Origin of the sequence: Curtobacterium sp. ODYSSEY 48 V2, from assembly GCF_023712625.1 — a bacterium.
GTDB lineage: Bacteria > Actinomycetota > Actinomycetes > Actinomycetales > Microbacteriaceae > Curtobacterium.
The window spans coordinates 531420-549402 of sequence record NZ_JAMAXX010000001.1 but is presented as its reverse complement, the minus strand read 5'-3'; the positions used below and the strand labels follow the sequence as shown (position 1 = coordinate 549402).

16 protein-coding genes and 2 pseudogenes are annotated in these 17983 nt (G+C 69.3%); 4 read left to right on the top strand and 14 right to left on the bottom strand.

Annotated features, from left to right (window positions below):
• Positions 1-230: 230 nt before the first annotated feature.
• From M3666_RS02690 to M3666_RS02655, 8 genes and pseudogenes are all read right to left on the bottom strand, one after another.
• Entirely contained in the window at positions 231-458 is a 228-nt protein-coding gene (locus M3666_RS02690; protein ID WP_175325514.1) for a hypothetical protein, read from the bottom strand.
• A 368-nt stretch (positions 459-826) separates the two neighbouring features.
• A pseudogene (locus M3666_RS02685) lies at positions 827-1348 on the bottom strand (N-acetyltransferase family protein).
• Positions 1345-1740: a low molecular weight phosphatase family protein gene (locus M3666_RS02680; RefSeq protein WP_175325516.1), complete on the bottom strand. Its 396-nt coding sequence runs from the start codon at positions 1738-1740 to the stop codon at positions 1345-1347. The pseudogene M3666_RS02685 and the gene M3666_RS02680 overlap by 4 nt, the downstream one beginning before the upstream one ends.
• Positions 1741-1752: 12 nt before the next feature.
• Entirely contained in the window at positions 1753-3150 is a 1398-nt protein-coding gene (locus M3666_RS02675) for an FAD-dependent oxidoreductase (RefSeq protein WP_251154404.1), read from the bottom strand.
• A gap of 20 nt (positions 3151-3170) precedes the next feature.
• Positions 3171-3587, bottom strand: a complete 417-nt coding sequence (locus M3666_RS02670; protein ID WP_175325518.1) for an arsenate reductase ArsC — start codon at positions 3585-3587, stop codon at positions 3171-3173.
• A 29-nt stretch (positions 3588-3616) separates the two neighbouring features.
• The gene (locus M3666_RS02665) at positions 3617-5020 is read right to left on the bottom strand and encodes an arsenic transporter (protein ID WP_175325519.1); all 1404 of its coding nucleotides are present in this window, start codon (positions 5018-5020) and stop codon (positions 3617-3619) included.
• Positions 5020-5460, bottom strand: a complete 441-nt coding sequence (locus M3666_RS02660) for a hypothetical protein (RefSeq protein WP_251154419.1) — start codon at positions 5458-5460, stop codon at positions 5020-5022. Before M3666_RS02660 ends, M3666_RS02665 begins: the two co-directional genes overlap by 1 nt.
• Before the next feature lie 30 nt (positions 5461-5490).
• Positions 5491-6408 (bottom strand): annotated as a pseudogene (locus tag M3666_RS02655) (FAD/NAD(P)-binding oxidoreductase); the annotation flags it as partial.
• A gap of 108 nt (positions 6409-6516) precedes the next feature.
• Here M3666_RS02655 and M3666_RS02650 point away from each other — a divergent pair.
• The 3 genes from M3666_RS02650 (at position 6517) to M3666_RS02640 (ending at position 8233) form a co-directional block, all read left to right on the top strand.
• Positions 6517-6873, top strand: coding sequence for a helix-turn-helix transcriptional regulator (locus M3666_RS02650; protein ID WP_058724395.1), 357 nt, complete (start codon positions 6517-6519; stop codon positions 6871-6873).
• A gap of 51 nt (positions 6874-6924) precedes the next feature.
• Positions 6925-7329 (top strand): hypothetical protein, encoded by a 405-nt coding sequence (locus M3666_RS02645; RefSeq protein ID WP_175325521.1) that lies wholly within the window; start codon positions 6925-6927, stop codon positions 7327-7329.
• A 130-nt stretch (positions 7330-7459) separates the two neighbouring features.
• On the top strand, positions 7460-8233 hold the full coding sequence (locus M3666_RS02640) for a hypothetical protein (protein ID WP_251154403.1): 774 nt from the start codon (positions 7460-7462) through the stop codon (positions 8231-8233).
• Between the two features lie 184 nt (positions 8234-8417).
• Here the strand turns inward: M3666_RS02640 and dnaB are convergent, their stop codons facing one another.
• From dnaB to M3666_RS02610, 6 genes are all read right to left on the bottom strand, one after another.
• Complete coding sequence (gene dnaB, locus M3666_RS02635) at positions 8418-9782, bottom strand: replicative DNA helicase (protein WP_066657525.1); 1365 nt, start codon at positions 9780-9782, stop codon at positions 8418-8420.
• A gap of 527 nt (positions 9783-10309) precedes the next feature.
• Positions 10310-10762: a 50S ribosomal protein L9 gene (gene rplI / locus M3666_RS02630; RefSeq protein WP_058728351.1), complete on the bottom strand. Its 453-nt coding sequence runs from the start codon at positions 10760-10762 to the stop codon at positions 10310-10312.
• A 14-nt stretch (positions 10763-10776) separates the two neighbouring features.
• Positions 10777-11034, bottom strand: a complete 258-nt coding sequence (gene rpsR, locus M3666_RS02625; protein WP_017887834.1) for a 30S ribosomal protein S18 — start codon at positions 11032-11034, stop codon at positions 10777-10779.
• A gap of 50 nt (positions 11035-11084) precedes the next feature.
• On the bottom strand, positions 11085-11660 hold the full coding sequence (locus tag M3666_RS02620; protein WP_209684775.1) for a single-stranded DNA-binding protein: 576 nt from the start codon (positions 11658-11660) through the stop codon (positions 11085-11087).
• Between the two features lie 3 nt (positions 11661-11663).
• Positions 11664-12035, bottom strand: a complete 372-nt coding sequence (gene rpsF / locus M3666_RS02615; RefSeq protein WP_058728349.1) for a 30S ribosomal protein S6 — start codon at positions 12033-12035, stop codon at positions 11664-11666.
• Positions 12036-12208: 173 nt separating this feature from the next.
• Positions 12209-13645: a CCA tRNA nucleotidyltransferase gene (locus M3666_RS02610; protein ID WP_251154402.1), complete on the bottom strand. Its 1437-nt coding sequence runs from the start codon at positions 13643-13645 to the stop codon at positions 12209-12211.
• A gap of 123 nt (positions 13646-13768) precedes the next feature.
• On the opposite strand from M3666_RS02610, the gene M3666_RS02605 reads away from it, so the two are divergent.
• Entirely contained in the window at positions 13769-17944 is a 4176-nt protein-coding gene (locus M3666_RS02605) for a DUF6049 family protein (RefSeq protein ID WP_251154401.1), read from the top strand.
• Positions 17945-17983 lie beyond the last annotated feature (39 nt).

Genomic DNA, 17983 nt, shown 5'->3' with positions numbered 1-17983 from the left:
CGATCGCCCGCCTCCTGCCAATTCGGGCAATCCTCGATATGCAGCACCTGGATCTTCATACGCCCATTCTCCCGCGCAACTCGCGGCGGCTGGCCACCCCGCACCTTCTTGATCAACACGCCCTAGGAAGACGGGCCATTGGTGCTTGCAATCTCACATGAGGCACCCCTATCGATACAAGTCAAGGTAGAGCTCTCCTTCCCGAATGAGGGTTGGCGTTTTTTCGGCGGCTACTTCTTCCCAAGGCGGGCTCGTCGCAGTTCTGCGACGATGCGTGCCCGCTCGGGGTCTCTGGCCAGCGTGCGATCGTCGACGACGTCCACGATGTGCTTGACCAGCTCCACGACCTGCTTGCGCAGGAGGAAGCCGAGCACGGCGAGGACGACCGTGATGACGCCGGTCAGGATGGTGCCGCCGAAGGCCGTCAGCATGTCCACCGTGGTGTCGGTGATGGGCATGTTGCCTCCTTCGGGTTTGGCCGTGTGGCCAGCCCGCCCGTTGTGGGCGGGGGTCTAGAGCGTCGGAAGCCGACGCGAGCGCCCGGTGGGCGAGTGGTACCCCTATGCGGGAGCGGTCGGCTTGCTGTGTGCTCGCGCGTTGCGGGCATGGAAAAGGCCGGCCCTGACGGGACCGGCCTGTTCGTGGTGCTCGGGTGCTGCGCTGAGGGCAGAGTCGTTCCGAGCGGTTCCAGCCTACGATTCAGGCCGGACATGACGAAAGCCAGTCCGATGGACTGGCTTTTTGCGCGCACTAATGACGCGTGCCACAGCATAGCGGGTTTGGGAACATACCTGCAAGCATGCGGATCGGGGCGTGCCGCTCCTGCTCAGGAGCCGGCGTGGGGGCTTCGGCGTTCGACGAGGACGTTGTCGCGCCACTGTCCGGCCCACGGCCCGAACGTCATGAGGCCGATGCGTTCGCGGGTGCCGAGTTCGCGGAACCCGTGGCGGGCGTGGAGGGCTCGGGAGGCGGTGTTCTCGGGGAAGATCCCGGACTGGATGGTCCAGATGCCGGCTGCCTCGGTCGACGCGATCAGTGCGTCGAGGAGCAGGTGTCCGACGCCGCGGCCGCGCGCTGCGGCGGCGACGTAGACGGAGTGCTCGACGACGCCCCGGTACACCGGCCGGGCGGAGGTCGGAGAGACCGCCACCCAGCCGAGGACCTCGTCGCCATCGACGGCGACGAACCGATACTCGGGCAGCTTCCCGTCGTCGAATGCCTCCCAGGTCGGCGGTTCCGCCTCGAACGTCGCGTTCCCGGTGGCAATGCCCTACCGGTAGATCGCCTCGACAGTTGGCCAGTCGGCGGCGGTCATCGGCCGAATGGAGACCGGGGTGTCGTCGGTCATGGGTGCAGGAGCTCGTCCTGGATGCGAGCGGCGACGGCGTCGCGCATGGGGCGTACGTCGTCGGGGGACCAGGAGTCCGGGTCCGGGAACGACCACTGCAACACCGTCCCGCGGGGCGTCGCGGGAAGGTTCAGGCCGGGCTTCATCAGCACGACGACGTCGGCCTGATCCAGCAGCTCGGGCGTGACCTGCCGTGGGGTGCGGTTGCTGATGTCGAGGCCGAGTTCCGCGACGGTCACGGCGATCGACGGGTTCACCTCGTTGGCGGGGGCGACCCCTGCGGAGGTGGCGGTGTAGCGGTCGTCGGCGGCGAGTTCGAGAAGGGCTGCGCCGAGTTGGGAGCGGCCGGCGTTGTGCTTGCAGATGAACAGCACGGTGGGCTTGTCGGTCATGTGGGGTCCGGTTCAGTTCGTGCAGCAGGAGCTGCTGGCGGGCGGCGCGGCCGGCGCGGGCGCGGCGCAGCACGACAACCCCTCAGCCGCTTCGGTCGTCGCGGGAACACCGCAGGAGGATGAGCCGCCGACATCGGTGGTGCAGACGCCGGTCTCGGGGAGCACGAGCTGCACGTCGCGGGCGGCCTGGTGGTCGCCGGCGAGTTCCGCGGCAATGGAGCGGACCTGCTCGTACCCGGTGAGGAGCAGGAACGTGGGGGCGCGGCCGTAGGACTTCATGCCGGCGATGAAGAAGTTCGGCTCCGGGTGCGCCAGCTCCGCGACACCGTGCGGCGGAACGGAGCCGCAAGAGTGCAGGTTCGGGTCGATCAGCGGCGCGAGCGCCCGCGGTGCTTCGACAATGTCGTCCAGGCCCAAGCGGATCTCGCGGAGCATGTCGAGGTCAGGCCGGAACCCCGTCGCGTTCACCACAACGTCCACGATGACGGTGAACGGCTCCCCGGAGCGGCGGCCGGTGACGGTGACTTGGTCGCCGTCAGGACGGACGTCGTCGATCTCGAACGAGGCAAGCTGGTCGACCTGCCCGGACTCGACGAGCCCGTGCACATTCGAGCCGAGCTGCCCGCGTGCGGCGAGCCCGTCAGCGGCGTCCGCGCCGAGGCGCGCAGTGCCGGCGTTCCGGATCGCCCACAGCAGCGTCGTGCCCGGTTCGTCCTTCGCGAGGGCGGCGAGCTTGATGAGCGTGTTCGCGGCCGAGTGGCCGGCACCGACGACGAGGACCCGCTTCCCGGCGAATCGTGCCCGGTCGACACCGAGCACGTCGGGCAGAGCGTGCGCGATGCGGTCGCCGAGGTCGGCTGTGGGGTCGAGGCCGGCGGCGGTGAGCGGGTTCGGGGACGTGTACGTGCCGGAGGTGTCGACGACGGCGCGGGCGGTGACGTCCTCGACGCCGTCCGCGGTGTGGAGGCGGAGGAGGAATGGGGTGTCGGCGCGGCCGGCGGAGCGGGTGCGGTCCATGCCCTGCCGGGACACCGCTTCGACGCGGACCCCGTACCGGATCACCGGTGCCAGCTCGGGCGTCTGGGCGAGGGGTTCGAGGTACTGGGCGACGAGGTCGTGGCCGGTCGGCAGCGACGACCGGCGCGGCTCAGCCCAACCGGTGGGTTCGAGGAGCCGGCGGGCTGCGTCGTCGATGACGTACCGCCACGGGGAGAACAGCCTGGTGTGCCCCCACGCACGGACGGACGTGCCGACCTGGTCGCCGGCTTCGTAGACGACGACGGGCAGACCCTGCTCGAGCAGGTGCGCGGCCGCGGCGAGCCCGACGGGGCCGGCGCCGATGACGGCGACGGGCAGCCGGGTGAGGCGGTCCGCGTCGGCATGGGGTGGGACGGTGAGGGTGAGCGTCATGGTCATGGTCCTTCCGGTGGTCAGGCGGATGCTTCGGCGGGCAGTAGCTCGGCCAGGAGCGCTTGCACGCGGGTCTTGATCTCGTCGCGGATGGGGCGGACGTCGTCGATGCCCTTCCCGGCGGGGTCGGTGAGGTCCCAGTCCTCGTACCGCTTGCCGGGGAAGATCGGGCACGCGTCGCCGCAGCCCATCGTGATGACCGCGTCGGACTCGCGGACGGCGTCGGTGGTGAGGATCTTCGGCTGGTTTGAGGCGATGTCGATGCCGTCCTCCGCCATCGCTTCGATCGCGACGGGGTTGATCTGGTCCTTCGGCGCGGAGCCTGCAGAGAGGACCTGCACGCGGTCGCCACCGAGGGTCTGGGCGTAGCCGGCGGCCATCTGGGAGCGGCCGGCGTTGTGGACGCAGACGAACAGGATCGTGGGGGTCGCGGTCATGGCGGTGCTTTCGGTAGGCGTGGGCGTGGTCATCGGATGAGGGTGAGCCAGCCGGCGAGGGCTGTCAGGGTGACGGCGAGGACGGGGACGGTCAGGACGATGCCGGTGCGGAAGTACTGTCCCCAGCCGATGTGGATGCCCTTCCGGTCGAGCACGTGCAACCACAGCAGGGTCGCCAGCGACCCGATCGGGGTGATCTTTGGGCCGAGGTCGGAGCCGATGACGTTGGCGTAGATCATCGCCTCGTGGGTGAGCCCGGTCGCGCCGGCTCCGCCGATCGCGAGGGCGGCGATGAGGACGGTCGGCATGTTGTTCATCAGCGACGCGAGGATCGCGATCACGAATCCGACCCCGAGCGCGGTGACGAGGACCCCGTGGTCCCCGAACACGTCGAACAGGCGGGCGAGGTAGTCGGTGAGGCCCTGGTTCTGCAGCCCGTAGACGACGAGGTACATGCCGATCGAGAACAGCACGATCTGCCACGGCGCCTCTCGAATCGTCTTCCACACCGGAATCACCCGCCCCGACCCACCACCGGGGCCACCACTGCCGGCGGTGACGGTGGCGGTGCCGCCGGTGGTGACGAGGACTGGGGACGCCGCCTGGCGGGCGAAGAGGAACGCGGGCTGCCGGGCGGCGACGAGCACGATCACGACCGCGCCGACACCAGCGACCGCGGCGAGGGGAACCCCGAGCGGGTCCGCGGCGAAGTAACCGACCAGCAGCACGGCGAGGACCACCCATCCGGCGCGGAACGTCGCCCGGTCCTTCACCGCGGCGGTGGGCCGGGTGAGGGCGAGGACGTCGTACTGCTTCGGGATGCTCCTGCCGAAATAGGCCAGCAGCATCCCGAGGGACGCCAGCACGGACACGATGCCGACGGGCACCATGACGGCGGCGTACTCGGCGAACCCGAGGCTGAAGTAGTCGGCGGAGACGATGTTGACCAGGTTCGACACCACCAGCGGGAGGCTGCCGGTGTCGGCGATGAACCCGGTGGCGAGGATGAACCCTAGCGCCGCCTTCGCCGGCATGTTCAGCGCGCGGAGCATCCCGACGACGATCGGGGTGAGGATCAGCGCGGCCCCGTCGTTGGCGAACACGGCCGCGATGACCGCGCCGAGGCCGACGATCAGCACGAACAGCAGCCGACCGTTCCCGCGACCCCACCGGGCCACGTGGAGAGCGGCCCACTCGAAGAACCCGGCCTCGTCGAGGATCAACGAGATCAGCACCACCGCGACGAACGTCAGCGTCGCGTTCCAGACGATCCCGACTACCGTCGGCACGTCCCCGAGCCCGACGACCGTGGTCGCGAGAGCGATGACGGCACCGATGAGCGCGGTGTAGCCGATCGGGAAGCCCTTGGGCTGCCAGATCACCACCACGAGCGTCGCGACGAAGATCGCCGCAGCGACGACAGCCAGCACCATCAGACGCTCACCCCGGCTGGGTTCGCTGCCGCGGCGGCGCGCTCCCAGCCCTGCGCGGCGACCTGCACGGCATCCCACGGGGACCCGAGCGGCGGCGTGTAGCTGAGGTCCAAGTCGATGACGTCGTCGACCGACAGGCCGGCGTGCAGGGCGGTGGCGAACGTGTCGATCCGCTTGCTGATCTCCGCGGTGCGTTCCCCGACGATCTGCGCCCCGAGGAGCCGTCCGGACGTGTGGTCGCCGGTGACGCTGATCGTCAACGGCACTGCACGCGGGTAGTACCGCTTGTGGTCGTCCGCGACCGTGACACGGGTCAGCGGCGACACGTCCAGCGGGGCGGTTTCGTGGTGGCGGAGGCCGGTGCGGGCGGCGACGAGGTCGAACACCTTCACCACCTGCGTCCCCACCGAGCCCGCGAAGGTCCGGGACCCGCCGAGCATGTTCTCCCCGGCGACGCGTCCCTGCTTGTGCGCGGTTGTCCCGAGCGGCAGCCAGGTCGTCCCGAGCAGGCGGTGGTGTGTCACGACGCAGTCACCCGCTGCCCACACGTGCGGCACCCCGGTGCGCATCTGCTCGTCGACGACGATCGCGCCGGCCTGCCCGAGCTGCGCACCTGCCGCGACCGCGAGATCCGTCACCGGCCGCACCCCGACACAGACCACCACGAGCGCGAACGTTCCGGCGGCGTCCCCAAACGTGGAGGTAGTCGCGACGCTCCACTGCCCGCCGCCAGCGGGCGTGATTCCGGTGACGGTCGCACCGGTCAGCACCGTCGCACCGTGCCGACGGACCTCCTCGGTGACCAGGGACCCGAGTCCCGGGTCGAGGGTGGAGAGCACTTCCGGGCCGCGCTGGATCAGCGTCGTGTCGAACCCGCGGGCGACGAGCCCCTCGGTCATCTCGAGACCGATGTAGCCGGCGCCGACGACCGCGACGCGGCTGCCGGCAGGCAGGAGCTCCAGGGCGGCGACAACCTACTCGGCGTCGGTCATCGAGTGCAGCAGGTGGATGCCGGGCTTACCGAACGGGATCCCGGCCGGGCGGACCGGCTCCGCGCCGGTCCCGATCAGCAGCTCGTCGTAGGCGATCTGCTCCTCACCGGCCGGGCCGGTGACGGAGAGCAACTGGCGGTCGACGTCGACGGCGGAAGCCCAGGTGGAGGAGCGGACGGTCATCCCGGCGGCTTCGAGGTCTCCGCGGGTGCGGTGCGCGAGAGACGCTTCCGTAGCGACGTCGCCGGAGACCCAGTAGGGGATGCCGCAGATGGAGAAGTTCGGGAACTCGTCGGCGAGGACCACCGTCACGTCGGTCGACGGGTCCAGCTCACGGGCGCGGAGCGCTGCGGCGATGCCGGCGTCGCTGCCCCCAACGGCAACAAGGTGAGTCATCGGGTCGGTCCTTTAGATCGATCGGAAGTCGAGCAGGAACATCGAAGCACGTCGATATCGATGAACGCAAATATAGACCTGCATCGAAGGGCGTGGGATGATGGTGCGATGACGACGATCGAGCTGCTTCCCATCCAGGACGTCACCGCATGCTGCTCGCCTGTCACGACGGAAGCGATGACGCAGGAGTCCGCCGAAGTCCTCGCGAAGTCGTTGAAGGCGATCGCTGACCCTGCGCGGCTCCGGCTGATCTCGATGGTTGCCGCGCACGAGGGTGCAGAAGCGTGCGTCTGTGACCTGCAGGAACCGCTCGGCCTGTCTCAGCCGACCGTGTCGCACCATCTCAAGGTGCTCGTCGACGCCGGCATCCTGCACCGGGAGAAGCGCGGCACGTGGGCCTACTTCTCCCTCGTCCCCGGCGCCCTCGAATCAGTCGCGGCACTGCTCACCTCACCCACCCGCTGAGATCACCAAACTCACCTCGCGATGAAGCCTCCGCACGGTGAGGATGAAGACATGACCGACGAGCAAGAATCCAACCCAATTGCGGACGCCCGTGCACAGATCCGTTGGATGATGGAGGAGCAACGCAAGCAGCCGAAGGTGTTCACCGAGGTGAAGGACAGAGACCTTGTCACCTTGATGGACCGATTCGCTGGATCGCTTGAGTTCAACTCGATGCTCGTTGCTTCGCAACTGATCGCGGAAGTCAGCCGACGACAACTGTGGGATGCCGTCATCGAGCGGCGCACCGCCATGCTTGCTTTGGGACATCCTGACGAGGACCGAGCGACACTCCGAGATCGTGCGCAGCTGGAGCTGGACCACTTCCGGAACGAGCACTTCCCAGTCGACCCTGACATCTTCGGTGATGACGGAGCAAAAGCAGAGGCAGCTTGGAACGGCTACATCCAATTCTGATCGAACGATCGAAACCCGCGTCCAGCAAAGCGGTAGAGCATGGGACCGTGGCGGCGACCACTCCCAACGAGCCCGACGACGGAGACGGCACGCTGAGTCAGCGACCAGTACGACGTCGCGGGAGGTTCGCGTGGCGACGGTAGTGCTCGAGATCCGCTATCAATGGCCGGCGCATCAGGTCGACCACTCTGCGGTCCGCCGTCACTTCAACGCTCCCCGCCTGACCGTCGCCGGCGAGGAGAACGGGCCAGAGACGTTGCGGTTCCAACCCGATGCGACTCAACGGGCCACTCTGACGTGGGTCCTCGGGGACCGAACCATGTGGACGATTGAGCCACCCGGCGAGACGCTGCCGGAGCCTGCGGAGGCATGGGACGACTGGCAGAAGCAGGCGGACATGGCGCTGTGGATGTTCCGCGGCGATCTCGCCAGCAGAGGTAAACGTCACTCAGTGGTCTACGCCCTACTGACCGGTGAGGTTGTGTTTTACGCAGCGGACGGAAACACCATCATGCGGTACCCCCATGAACCAATCCCGGACGAGACGCCGGAACCCGACGGCTACGTCGCAAGTGAGCTCGGAAAGGCGTGGGCCGACAACTGGGAGTTCGGTTTCGAGCCCTTGTCCGGCGATGAACGCGACTACGTTGGCCTGATTTGGCAGGCAGATGAACATCGATGGCTGGATGCTGGCACGTACAAACCGGTCGACAAAGACGAATACCCGGAGCTAATCAGCTTCGCCGAGCAGGATCTCCAGCGCATCCGCCGCGCTGAAGAGATCGCAGATGAGTGGTACGAGGCGTACCTACTGGTCCTCATCAACCTGTTCCCTGGCGGAGTCAGCATCGAGCATCGACGACGGGCAGTTCGGCACGACGATCTGAGCGCCGGGCTGGCGTAACGCCGAGTAGGGACACACCACTCCTCGCGGGCGCCGAGGTAGCGAGCGGTCACGACGCCACCGCGTGGTCACTCAGGTCTGAGGAAGACCGGCGGGACTGCCAAATAACGTGTCCACCTCCGTATTTCAGGACACGTTGTGTGGCAGTTGGACACGTTCGTTGGCGGACGACAACAACGACGCCCTACTGCGGCATGTCGACGAACCGCGAGAACATCCCGTGGAACGCCACCGTGATGGTGTCCGTCGGGCCGTTGCGGTGCTTCGCCACGATGAGGTCCGCCTCACCCTGACGCGGGTTGTCCTTCTCGTACGCCGACTCACGGTGCAGCAGGATGACCATGTCGGCGTCCTGCTCGATGGAGCCCGACTCCCGCAGATCCGAGATCATCGGCTTCTTGTCGGCGCGCTGCTCGGGACCACGGTTCAGCTGCGACAGCGCGATGACCGGCACGCCGAGCTCCTTCGCCATGAGCTTCAGCGCACGCGAGAACTCCGAGACCTCCTGCTGACGGCTCTCGACCTTCTTGCCCGAGGTCATCAGCTGCAGGTAGTCGATGACCACGAGCTTGAGGTTGTGCTGCTGCTTGAGCCGGCGGCACTTCGCCCGGATCTCCACCAGGGTCATGTTGGGGGAGTCGTCGATGAAGAACGGGGCGTCGTTGATGCGCCCGCGGGTCTGCGCGATGGTCGTCCAGTCGCGGGAGTCGACGGTGCCCTTGCGCATGTTCTGCAGCGGCACGCTCGACTCGGCGGAGAGCAGGCGCATCGCGATCTCGGCGCGACCCATCTCGAGCGAGAAGAACGCGGCGGTCTGGTCGTGCTTGAGCGCTGCGGCGCGGCACAGGTCGAGGGCCAGGGTCGACTTGCCGAGCGCGGGTCGGGCGGCGACGATGATGAGCTGCCCGGGGTGGAAGCCGTTCGTCAGGGCGTCGAGGCCGCTGAACCCCGTCGGGACGCCGGTCATCTGCCCGTCGCGCCCCTTGGCGGCCTCGATCTCGTCGATCGCGGCGCCGATGGCGTCGGTCAGGGGCACGTAGTCCTCGGTCTGCACGCCGCCGGCGACGTTGTAGACCTCCGCCTGCGCGCTGTTCACGAGGTCGGTGACCTCACCCTCGGACGCGTAGCCCATCTGCACGATGCGGGTGCCCGCGTCGACCAGACGGCGGAGCACGGCCTTCTCGGCGACGATCGCTGCGTAGTACCCGGCGTTCGCCGCGGTCGGCACCATGCTCGTGACGCTGTGCAGGTACTCGGCGCCGCCGGCCCGGGAGAGCAGTCCGGTCTTGGTCAGCTCGTCGGTGACGGCGATCACGTCGGTGGGCTCACCGTGCGAGTACAGCGACAGGATCGCGTCGAAGATGACCTCGTGCTTCGGGATGTAGAAGTCCACCCCGCGCGCGGTCTCGATGACGTCGGCGACGGCGTCCTTCGACAGCAGCATGCCGCCGATGGTGGACTGCTCCGCGAGCAGGTCGTGCGGCGGCGTCCGCTCCGAACCCCGTTCGGACAGGTCCTGCGGGGACGGATCGAGATGCGCGATCGACACACGGACTCCCTCTTGTCGTGACGGTGCGGGCCTCGGCCCACACCGGCTTTCCTACCCCGGACGACCGACATCCCCTGCCCTCCGCCGAGTCGCTGGGCCAAGCTACGGGGACAGAGTTATCCCCAGCAAACGGCCCTGTGGATAACTCTGTGGAGAGGATGCGGAACACGCCGGACACGCATGTGCACAACTGTGGATGGACGTGTGGACAAGTCGGCATTCGAACACGTGTTCTTGCCCCGGAACTGGGCTTTTCCGCTCCACACCGTGTGTGGAGAACCGCGGTTCAAGTACACCTTGAAGGTTCCGATTCGGGGCGTTTCGACTGTGTAAAACGACTTGACAACGGGCCCTCCTGTGGGGAGCGTTCTCGGTTCGTTCCCAGCAAGCCCGGACGGGCGCGAGGGGTAACCGGCCAACGCAGCAACACCTGTCCCACAGCAACACCCGCGCGCGCGGCGAGCCGCGCGCACGACGAAGGGCGGGCCTCCCGGAGGAGACCCGCCCTTCGACGGTGGTGACGCTGCTTACTTGGCGGCGACGACCTGCAGGGAGATCACCGCGGTGATGTCCTCGCGCAGACGCACGGTGGCCTCGTGGTCACCGACGGTCTTGATGGTCGCGGGGACCTCGACCTTGCGCTTGTCCAGCGAACCGACGCCCTGCGCCTGGACCGCGTCGGCGACGTCCGCCGGGCGGACCGAGCCGAACAGGCGGCCGTCCTTGCCGGCCTTGACGGTCAGCTTGATGGTCGCGTTCTCGAGCTTCATCTTGAGGTCCTGGGCCTCTTCGATGGTGGCGAGCTCGCGAGCGGCACGGGCCGCACGGATCGACTCGACCTGCTTCTCGCCGCCCTTGGACCACGCGACGGCGAAGCCCTGGGGGATGAGGTAGTTGCGGGCGTAGCCGTTCTTGACGTCGACGACGTCACCGGCGGAACCGAGGCCGGAGACCTCGTGGGTGAGGATGAGCTTCGACATGGTGATCCTCCTGATCAGCGGCCGGAGCCGGCGTAGGGGAGGAGCGCCATCTCACGGGCGTTCTTCACGGCACGGGCGATGAGGCGCTGCTCCTGGACGGAGACGCCGGTGATGCGACGGGCGCGGATCTTGCCACGCTCCGAGATGAACTTGCGCAGGGTCGCGACGTCCTTGTAGTCGATGACGCCGACCTTGATCGACTTCGCGGGAGCGGCGTTCTTGCCGCCCTTGCCGCGAGGCTTCCGGCGGTCGCCGGTGCTCTTTCCAGCCATTGTTTGTCCTTAGAGAAGAAGAAGTTGTGTGTCCGTCAGACCGCTGAGGATCAGAACGGGGTCTCGTCGTCGTACGAGCCGCCGGGCTGGCTCCACACGTCGTTCGACTGTGCGTTGCCGCCCTGCTGGCCGCCCTGGGGCGACCACGGTGCGTCCGACTGACCGCCGCCGCTGTTGTTGTTCCAGCCGCCGCCGTTCCCGCCCTGGCCACCGCCGGAGGCGTTGCCGCCGCCGACCTGGCCACGACCGCCACCGGAGCCACCCGCAGCGCGGGTGATCTGGGCGGTCGCGTAGCGGAGCGACGGGCCGATCTCGTCGACCTCGAGCTCGATGCTCGTGCGCTGCTGGCCCTCACGGTCCTGGTAGGAGCGCTGACGGAGACGACCCTGCGCGATGACGCGCGAGCCCTTCGTCAGCGAGCCCGCCACGTGCTCGGCGAACTCGCGCCACACGCTCGCACGGAGGAACAGCGCGTCGCCGTCCTTCCACTCGTTCGCCTGACGGTCGAACGTGCGAGGGGTGGAGGCGATGGTGAAGTTCGCCACCGCGAGCCCGTTCTGCGTGTACCGCAGCTCCGGGTCTGCGGTGAGGTTGCCCACCACCGTGATGACGGTTTCGCCGGCCATGAGCTACTCGGCGCTCGCGGTCGCGTTCGCGGCCTTGCGGGCCGCGCGGGCCTCGTCGCGCTGCTTCTGCGCGGCGACCTGGGCGATCGCCTCTTCGGCGCGGAGGACCTTCGTGCGGAGCACGGCCTCGGAGAGACCGAGCTGACGGTCGAGCTCCTTGGCGGCCTCGGGCGTCGAGGTGAAGTCGACGACGGCGTAGATGCCCTCGGACTTCTTCGCGATCTCGTAGGCCAGGCGACGACGGCCCCAGACGTCCACGTTGTCGACGGTGCCACCGTCGTTGCGGATGACCGCGAGGAACTTGTCCAGGCTGGGAGCGACGGTGCGCTCGTCGATCTCGGGGTCGAGGATCGCCATCAGTTCGTACTGGTGCATGCGGAACCCACCTCCTTTGGTCTCGGCGGCTCCGGGCGGTTCCCGGAGCAGGAGGGTTGATGCATGTGTCCGGACGCGCAGGAGCGCGTGGACAACTCGAGTAGCTTAGCCCACGGCCTGGAGGCGCGCCACCGGTCGTGCAGAGCGGCCGGCGTCGTCAGGCGGTCGCGCCGTCAGGCGGTCGCGTCGCGCTCGGCCCACCAGGCGCGCAGGCGCTGCTCGGCCTCGTCGGCGCCGAGGGGACCTTCGTCCATGCGGACCTCGAGCAGGTGGCGGTACGCCTCGCCCACGGCACGCCCCGGCGGGATGCCGAGGATCCGCATGATGTCGTCGCCCGTCAGGTCCGGACGGATCGAGTCGAGTTCCTCCTGGTCGGCCAGCGCCGTGATGCGGTCCTCGAGGTCGTCGTACGCGAAGCCGAGCCGGTCGGCCTTCCGACGGTTCCGCGTCGTGACGTCCGAGCGGGTGAGCTCGTGCAGGCGCTCGAGCAGCGGGCCGGCGTCCCGGACGTAGCGGCGGACGGCGGAGTCGGTCCAGGCACCCTCGGTGTAGCCGAAGAACCGCAGGTGCAGCTCGATCAGTCGGGAGACGGCGGCGATGGTGTCGTTGTCGAACCGCAGCGCCCGCAGTCGCTTCTTCGCGAGCTTCGCGCCGACCAGGTCGTGGTGGTGGAAGCTGACGGCACCGCCGGGCTCGAGCTTGCGGGTGGCCGGCTTGCCGATGTCGTGCAGCAGGGCCGCGAGCCGGAGCACGGTGTCGGGGGCCTCGCCCGGGTGCCGCTCGGCCTCGTACCCGATGGCCTGGGACAGCACCGTCAGCGAGTGCTCGTACACGTCCTTGTGGTGGTGGTGCTCGTCGATCTCCAGCCGCATCGCGGGGAGCTCGGGCAGGAAGCGCTCGGCGAGCCCCGTGTCCACGAGCAGACGGATGCCGGGGACCGGCTCGGACGTGTTCAGCAGCTTCACGAGCTCGTCACGCACCCGCTCGGCCGACACGATGTCGATCGAGTCGGCGAGGTCCGTCATCGCGGCACGCACCTCGCCGGACACCGTGAAGCCCAGCTGCGCGGTGAAGCGTGCGGCGCGCATCATGCGCAGGGGGTCGTCGCGGAACGAGACGGGCGCCGCCTGCGGGGTGTGCAGGCGCCCGGCGAGCAGGTCCTCGACCCCGCCGTGCACGTCGACGAGCTCACGCTGGGGGAGGCGGAGCGCCATGGCGTTCACCGTGAAGTCACGGCGGAGCAGGTCGTCCTCGATGGTGTCGCCGAACGCCACCTCGGGCTTGCGGGTCTCGCCGTCGTACACGTCGCTGCGGTAGGTCGTGATCTCGACCTGCTCGCCGGCGACCCGGGCGGCGATGGTGCCGAACTGCCGACCGACGTCCCACGTCGCGCTCGCGATCGGCTCGACGATGCGCAGGACGTCGTCGGGGCGGGCGTCGGTCGTGAAGTCGAGGTCGGTGACGGCACGGCCGAGGAAGGCGTCGCGGACGGGGCCGCCGACCAGCGCCAGCTCGTGTCCGGCGTCGGCGAACGCCCGAGCGAGGACGGCGACGGGCTCGGTGGCTGCGAGTGCGTCGAGTCGTTCGACGGCCTGGGCAACGGACTGCATGACGGACCTCATCCTCCCAGATCGGTGCGCCGAGTTCTCCACACGGCCCGCGCGCACGGGATCGTCCCCGTCCGCCCCTCGTACACTCGTGCTCGGCCGGAACCGACCCTCGGGCCCTCCTGTATGCACATCCTCCGCTCCACGCTCGCCGCCGCTGCCACGGCCCTCGTCGCCGTCGGCCTCGTCGTCACGCCCGCAGGTCCGGACCCGGCGCACGCCGCCTCGGTCGACCGCACCACGACGCGCACCGCTGCTCCGGCCGCAGCCGACCAGGGGAAGACCACCGTGTCGATCGCCCCGGCCGACCGCGGGATCGTCCGACGGGACGAGGACCTCCAGGTCAGCGTCACGGTGACGAACGACACCGACACGGACGTCCCCGCCGGGTCGGTCGAGCTCGACATCTTCCGCTCCGAGAGCACGCGCGACGTCCTCTCCGACTGGCTGTCCGACACCACCACGACCGGTTACCTCGGCGCCCCGATGGACTCGGCGGACGTCCCGATCGTCCCGGCGCACCGCTCGGTGACCCAGACGGTGACCATCGTGCCGGGCAACGTCGCACTCGGCGGCTACTCGTCCTTCGGCGCCCGACGCATCGCGGCCGAGTACACCGCGGGCGACACCTTCGCCGTCGCCCGGTCCGCGATCACCTGGTACCCGGACTTCCAGCAGACCCCGGTCGGTGTCTCGGTCGCGATGCCGATCACCCTGCCGAGCACGGCTGACGGCGTGATCGGTGCCAACGACCTCGCGGCGGCGACCGCAGTGGACGGCACCCTCACGCAGCAGCTCGACGCCGCCGTGGACCACAACGTGGCCGTCGGCGTCGACCCGAGGATCATCGCCTCGATCCGGCTGCTCGGCGAGAACGCCCCGTCGAGTGCGCGCAACTGGCTCGACCGGCTCGAGGGGCTCCGGAACGAGACCTTCGCGCTGTCGTACGCCGACGCCGACGTCACCGGGCTGCGCCAGGCCGGCGCGGACGGGATCCCGGGCGTGATCTCGCTCGACCAGGCGGTCAAGGAGCAGAACTTCCCCGGTGCCAGCACGCCGACCCCGACCCCGACGGCCACCGGGACGCCGACGGCCTCGGCCAGCGCGGGTGCCCCCGTCGACGAGACCCCGGACGCGACACCGACCCCCTCGGACGACGCGACCGCCGGCACCCAGGACGGCACAGGTCAGGACGGCTCGGGGCAGGACGACACCGACGGCACGACCACGACGCTGCCGACCACCGCCAGCCTGCTGGACTTCCCGTACGCACTCGACGACGTCGCGTGGCCGGTCGAGAACACCGTGGCCACCGACGACCTGCCCGCACTCGCGAAGGCCGGCACCGAGACGACGATCATCGCGAGCGGCAACACCTCCGCCGGCCCGGACACCACCGTCTCCGCCGCCGAGCGCATCGGCGACCAGAAGGTCCTCGTCGCCGACCAGGGCATGTCTGCCCTGCTGCGGGACGCCGCCGACGCCACCGACCAGCGCGCCTACGACGCGGCCGTGGCGGAGCTCACCGCGACCCTGGCGACGGCGGCGCGTGCCGGTACCGCGCAGAGCCCCGTGCTCCTGACCCTCGGCCGCAGCTGGCCGACCGAGACCGGTCGACTGAGCGCCGTGCTCGACGCGCTCGAGGACACCCCGTGGGTGTCGCCCTCGGACCTGTCGACCGCGGCGAAGGCGACCGCCGGCTCGCTCACCCTGGCGCCGGCCGACGACGGCGACGCCCGCCTCGACCGCCTGCGGACCCTGGTGGACAGCGAACGCGAGCTCGTCGCCTTCGCATCGGCCGTCGACGACCCCGCGACCGTCACCGCCCCTGCGCGGCTCCAGCTGCTCGCCCTGGCGTCGAACGCCTGGCGGGACGAACCCGACGCCCTCACCACCGCCGTCGACCGGCAGGCCCGGTCCTGGACGCAGACCACCGACCAGGTGAGCATCCCCGACTCCAGCTCGCTGACGCTGCTCGGGGACCGATCGTCGCTGCCCGTGTCGGTCCGCAACCGGACGGACTACCCGGTCACCGTGCGCCTCAACGTCCAGCCGTCGAGCTCGGCGCTGCAGGTCGTGCGGAACGACATCGAGGTGAAGCTCCAGCCGCAGTCCTCCGCCCGCACGACCATCCCGGTCCGGTCGGTCGCGAACGGCACGGTCAACCTGACGATGTCCCTGACCACGCCGACCGGGGTCACCGTGTCGCAGCCCACCACGGTCGAGCTCAACGTGCAGGCGCAGTGGGAGACCGTGATCACCGCGGTGGCCGCGATCGGCCTCGTCGCGATCTTCGGCTTCGGGATCTTCCGCAGCATCCGGAAGCGCATCCGCCGCCGCAACGGCGAGCTCGACGACGAGGACGACGACGACCCGAACCGTCCGCTCGCGGTCCAGCCCGATGCCCCCGGCGCCCCTGCCCGATCGGGAGGCCCGTCCCACGTCGCACAGGCGGCGCCCGCCGCCGCCGTGGTCGGCACCACTGCCGCGTCCGGTCCCGCGCGCGTCGCACCGCAGCAGGCCGGTGCGCGCCCTGCGGACGCGACGGTGCGCGACGGCGGCGAGCCGCGCCTCCAGGCCGGCCGTCCGGACCAGGACGACACCCCGCCAGATCCCGAGGAGCCGACCATCAGCACGCAGCAGCAACCCGCCGTCGACGCGGAGCCCGCGGCCGAACGGAACCTCGGTCGGGCGAGCGCGATGCTCGCGGCGGGCACGATGCTCTCGCGGGTCCTCGGCTTCGGCAAGACGTTCGTGCTCGCCTACGCGATCGGCCAAGCGAAGTCGCCCGGCGCCGACGCGTTCGCGCTCGCGAACCAGCTGCCGAACAACATCTACGCGCTCATCGCCGGTGGTCTGCTCTCCGCGGTGCTCATCCCGCAGATCGTCCGGTCGATGCGGGAGAGCAGCGACGGCGGTACGGCCTACGTCAACAAGATCGTCACGCTCGGCGCGACGGTGTTCGTGGTGATCACGATCGTCGCGACGGTCCTCGCACCGTTCCTCGTGTTCGTCTACAGCCAGCAGGCGACCGGGGACGGCAAGGGCTTCACGCCGGCACAGACCGACCTGGCCGTGGCGTTCGCCTTCTGGTGCCTTCCGCAGATCCTCTTCTACGCGCTGTACTCGCTCCTCGGTGAGGTCCTCAACGCCAAGCAGGTCTTCGGCCCCTTCACGTGGGCACCGCTCATCAACAACGTCATCGCCATCGCCGGTCTCGTCGTCTTCATCGCGATGTTCGGCGGTCAGGACGTCAACTCCTCGGTCGACGGCTGGACACCGCTGAAGATCGCGGTGCTCGCGGGGAGTGCCTCGCTCGGCGTCTTCGCGCAGGCCGCGTTCCTGCCGTTCTTCTGGCGGCGCGCCGGCCTGTCGTTCCGCCCGGACTTCCGTTGGCGCGGCGTGGGCCTCAAGGCGACGGGTACGGCGGCCGGCTGGCTGTTCGCGATGATCCTCGTGACGCAGCTGGCGGGCATCGTGCAGTCGCGCGTCGCGTCGCTCGGTACGGGCGCCGCAGGCAACGCGGTGCTGCAGAACGCGTGGCTGCTGTTCATGCTGCCGCACTCGATCTTCGCGGTGTCGATCGCGACGGCGTACTTCACGCGGATGAGCCACGACGCCGGCCGCGGCGACCTCGACGCCGTCCGGCGCAACCTGTCGCTGTCCCTGCGGATCGTCGGACTGTTCACGGTGTTCGCGTCGGTGGCGCTGATCGTCGTCTCCGTGCCGTTCGGTCGCATGTTCGCCGGCACCTTCGAGCAGGCGCTCTCCATCGGCGCGGTGCTCCTCGCCTACATGCCCGGCCTGGTGCTGTTCAGCATGCTGTTCATCATCCAGCGCGTCTTCTGGGCGATGCACGACCACCGCACGCCGTTCCTCATGCAGTGCGTGCAGTCGGTGCTGTTCGTCATCGGAGCCCTGGCCGTCGCGACGTTCCCGCAGAGCATCGTCGGCGTCTCCATCGCGGCGTGCACGACGCTCGCCGGCACGGCGCAGACGATCATCGCGCTCGTGCTCGTCCGTCGTCGCCTGAACGGCATCGAGGGCCCCGTGGTCACCCGCTCCCACGTGCAGTTCGTCATCGCGGCACTCATCGCCGGCGTCGCCGGGGCGGCCGTCGTCACCGCCCTCGGGACCTTCTCGCCCGACGGCTTCGCCATGTCCGACCGGACGGGCGCGCTCGTCACCATCGCGCTGACCGGAGCCGTCATGGCGCTCGTGTACTTCGGCGCCCTGGTCGTGTCGAAGAACGGCGAGATCGCGAACGCGGTCGCGCTGCTCCGCAAGCGGCTCGGACGCTGACCGCCGATCGTCCGCACACCGGCTGTCCGCTCATCGGTT

Excerpts from the sequence above, each read along its gene's own strand:
- M3666_RS02645 (WP_175325521.1), top strand. The coding sequence starts at position 6,925 with ATGACCGACGAGCAAGAATCCAACCCAATTGCGGACGCCCGTGCACAG.
- M3666_RS02660 (WP_251154419.1), bottom strand. The coding sequence starts at position 5,460 with ATGCTCGGCGGGTCCCGGACCTTCGCGGGCTCGGTGGGGACGCAGGTG.
- M3666_RS02690 (WP_175325514.1), bottom strand. The coding sequence starts at position 458 with ATGCCCATCACCGACACCACGGTGGACATGCTGACGGCCTTCGGCGGC.
- M3666_RS02620 (WP_209684775.1), bottom strand. The coding sequence starts at position 11,660 with ATGGCCGGCGAAACCGTCATCACGGTGGTGGGCAACCTCACCGCAGAC.
- M3666_RS02605 (WP_251154401.1), top strand. The coding sequence starts at position 13,769 with ATGCACATCCTCCGCTCCACGCTCGCCGCCGCTGCCACGGCCCTCGTC.
- rplI (WP_058728351.1), bottom strand. The coding sequence starts at position 10,762 with ATGTCGAAGCTCATCCTCACCCACGAGGTCTCCGGCCTCGGTTCCGCC.
- M3666_RS02650 (WP_058724395.1), top strand. The coding sequence starts at position 6,517 with ATGACGACGATCGAGCTGCTTCCCATCCAGGACGTCACCGCATGCTGC.
- rpsF (WP_058728349.1), bottom strand. The coding sequence starts at position 12,035 with ATGCACCAGTACGAACTGATGGCGATCCTCGACCCCGAGATCGACGAG.
- rpsR (WP_017887834.1), bottom strand. The coding sequence starts at position 11,034 with ATGGCTGGAAAGAGCACCGGCGACCGCCGGAAGCCTCGCGGCAAGGGC.
- M3666_RS02665 (WP_175325519.1), bottom strand. The coding sequence starts at position 5,020 with ATGGTGCTGGCTGTCGTCGCTGCGGCGATCTTCGTCGCGACGCTCGTG.
- M3666_RS02670 (WP_175325518.1), bottom strand. The coding sequence starts at position 3,587 with ATGACCGCGACCCCCACGATCCTGTTCGTCTGCGTCCACAACGCCGGC.
- M3666_RS02680 (WP_175325516.1), bottom strand. The coding sequence starts at position 1,740 with ATGACCGACAAGCCCACCGTGCTGTTCATCTGCAAGCACAACGCCGGC.
- M3666_RS02675 (WP_251154404.1), bottom strand. The coding sequence starts at position 3,150 with ATGACGCTCACCCTCACCGTCCCACCCCATGCCGACGCGGACCGCCTC.
- M3666_RS02610 (WP_251154402.1), bottom strand. The coding sequence starts at position 13,645 with ATGCAGTCCGTTGCCCAGGCCGTCGAACGACTCGACGCACTCGCAGCC.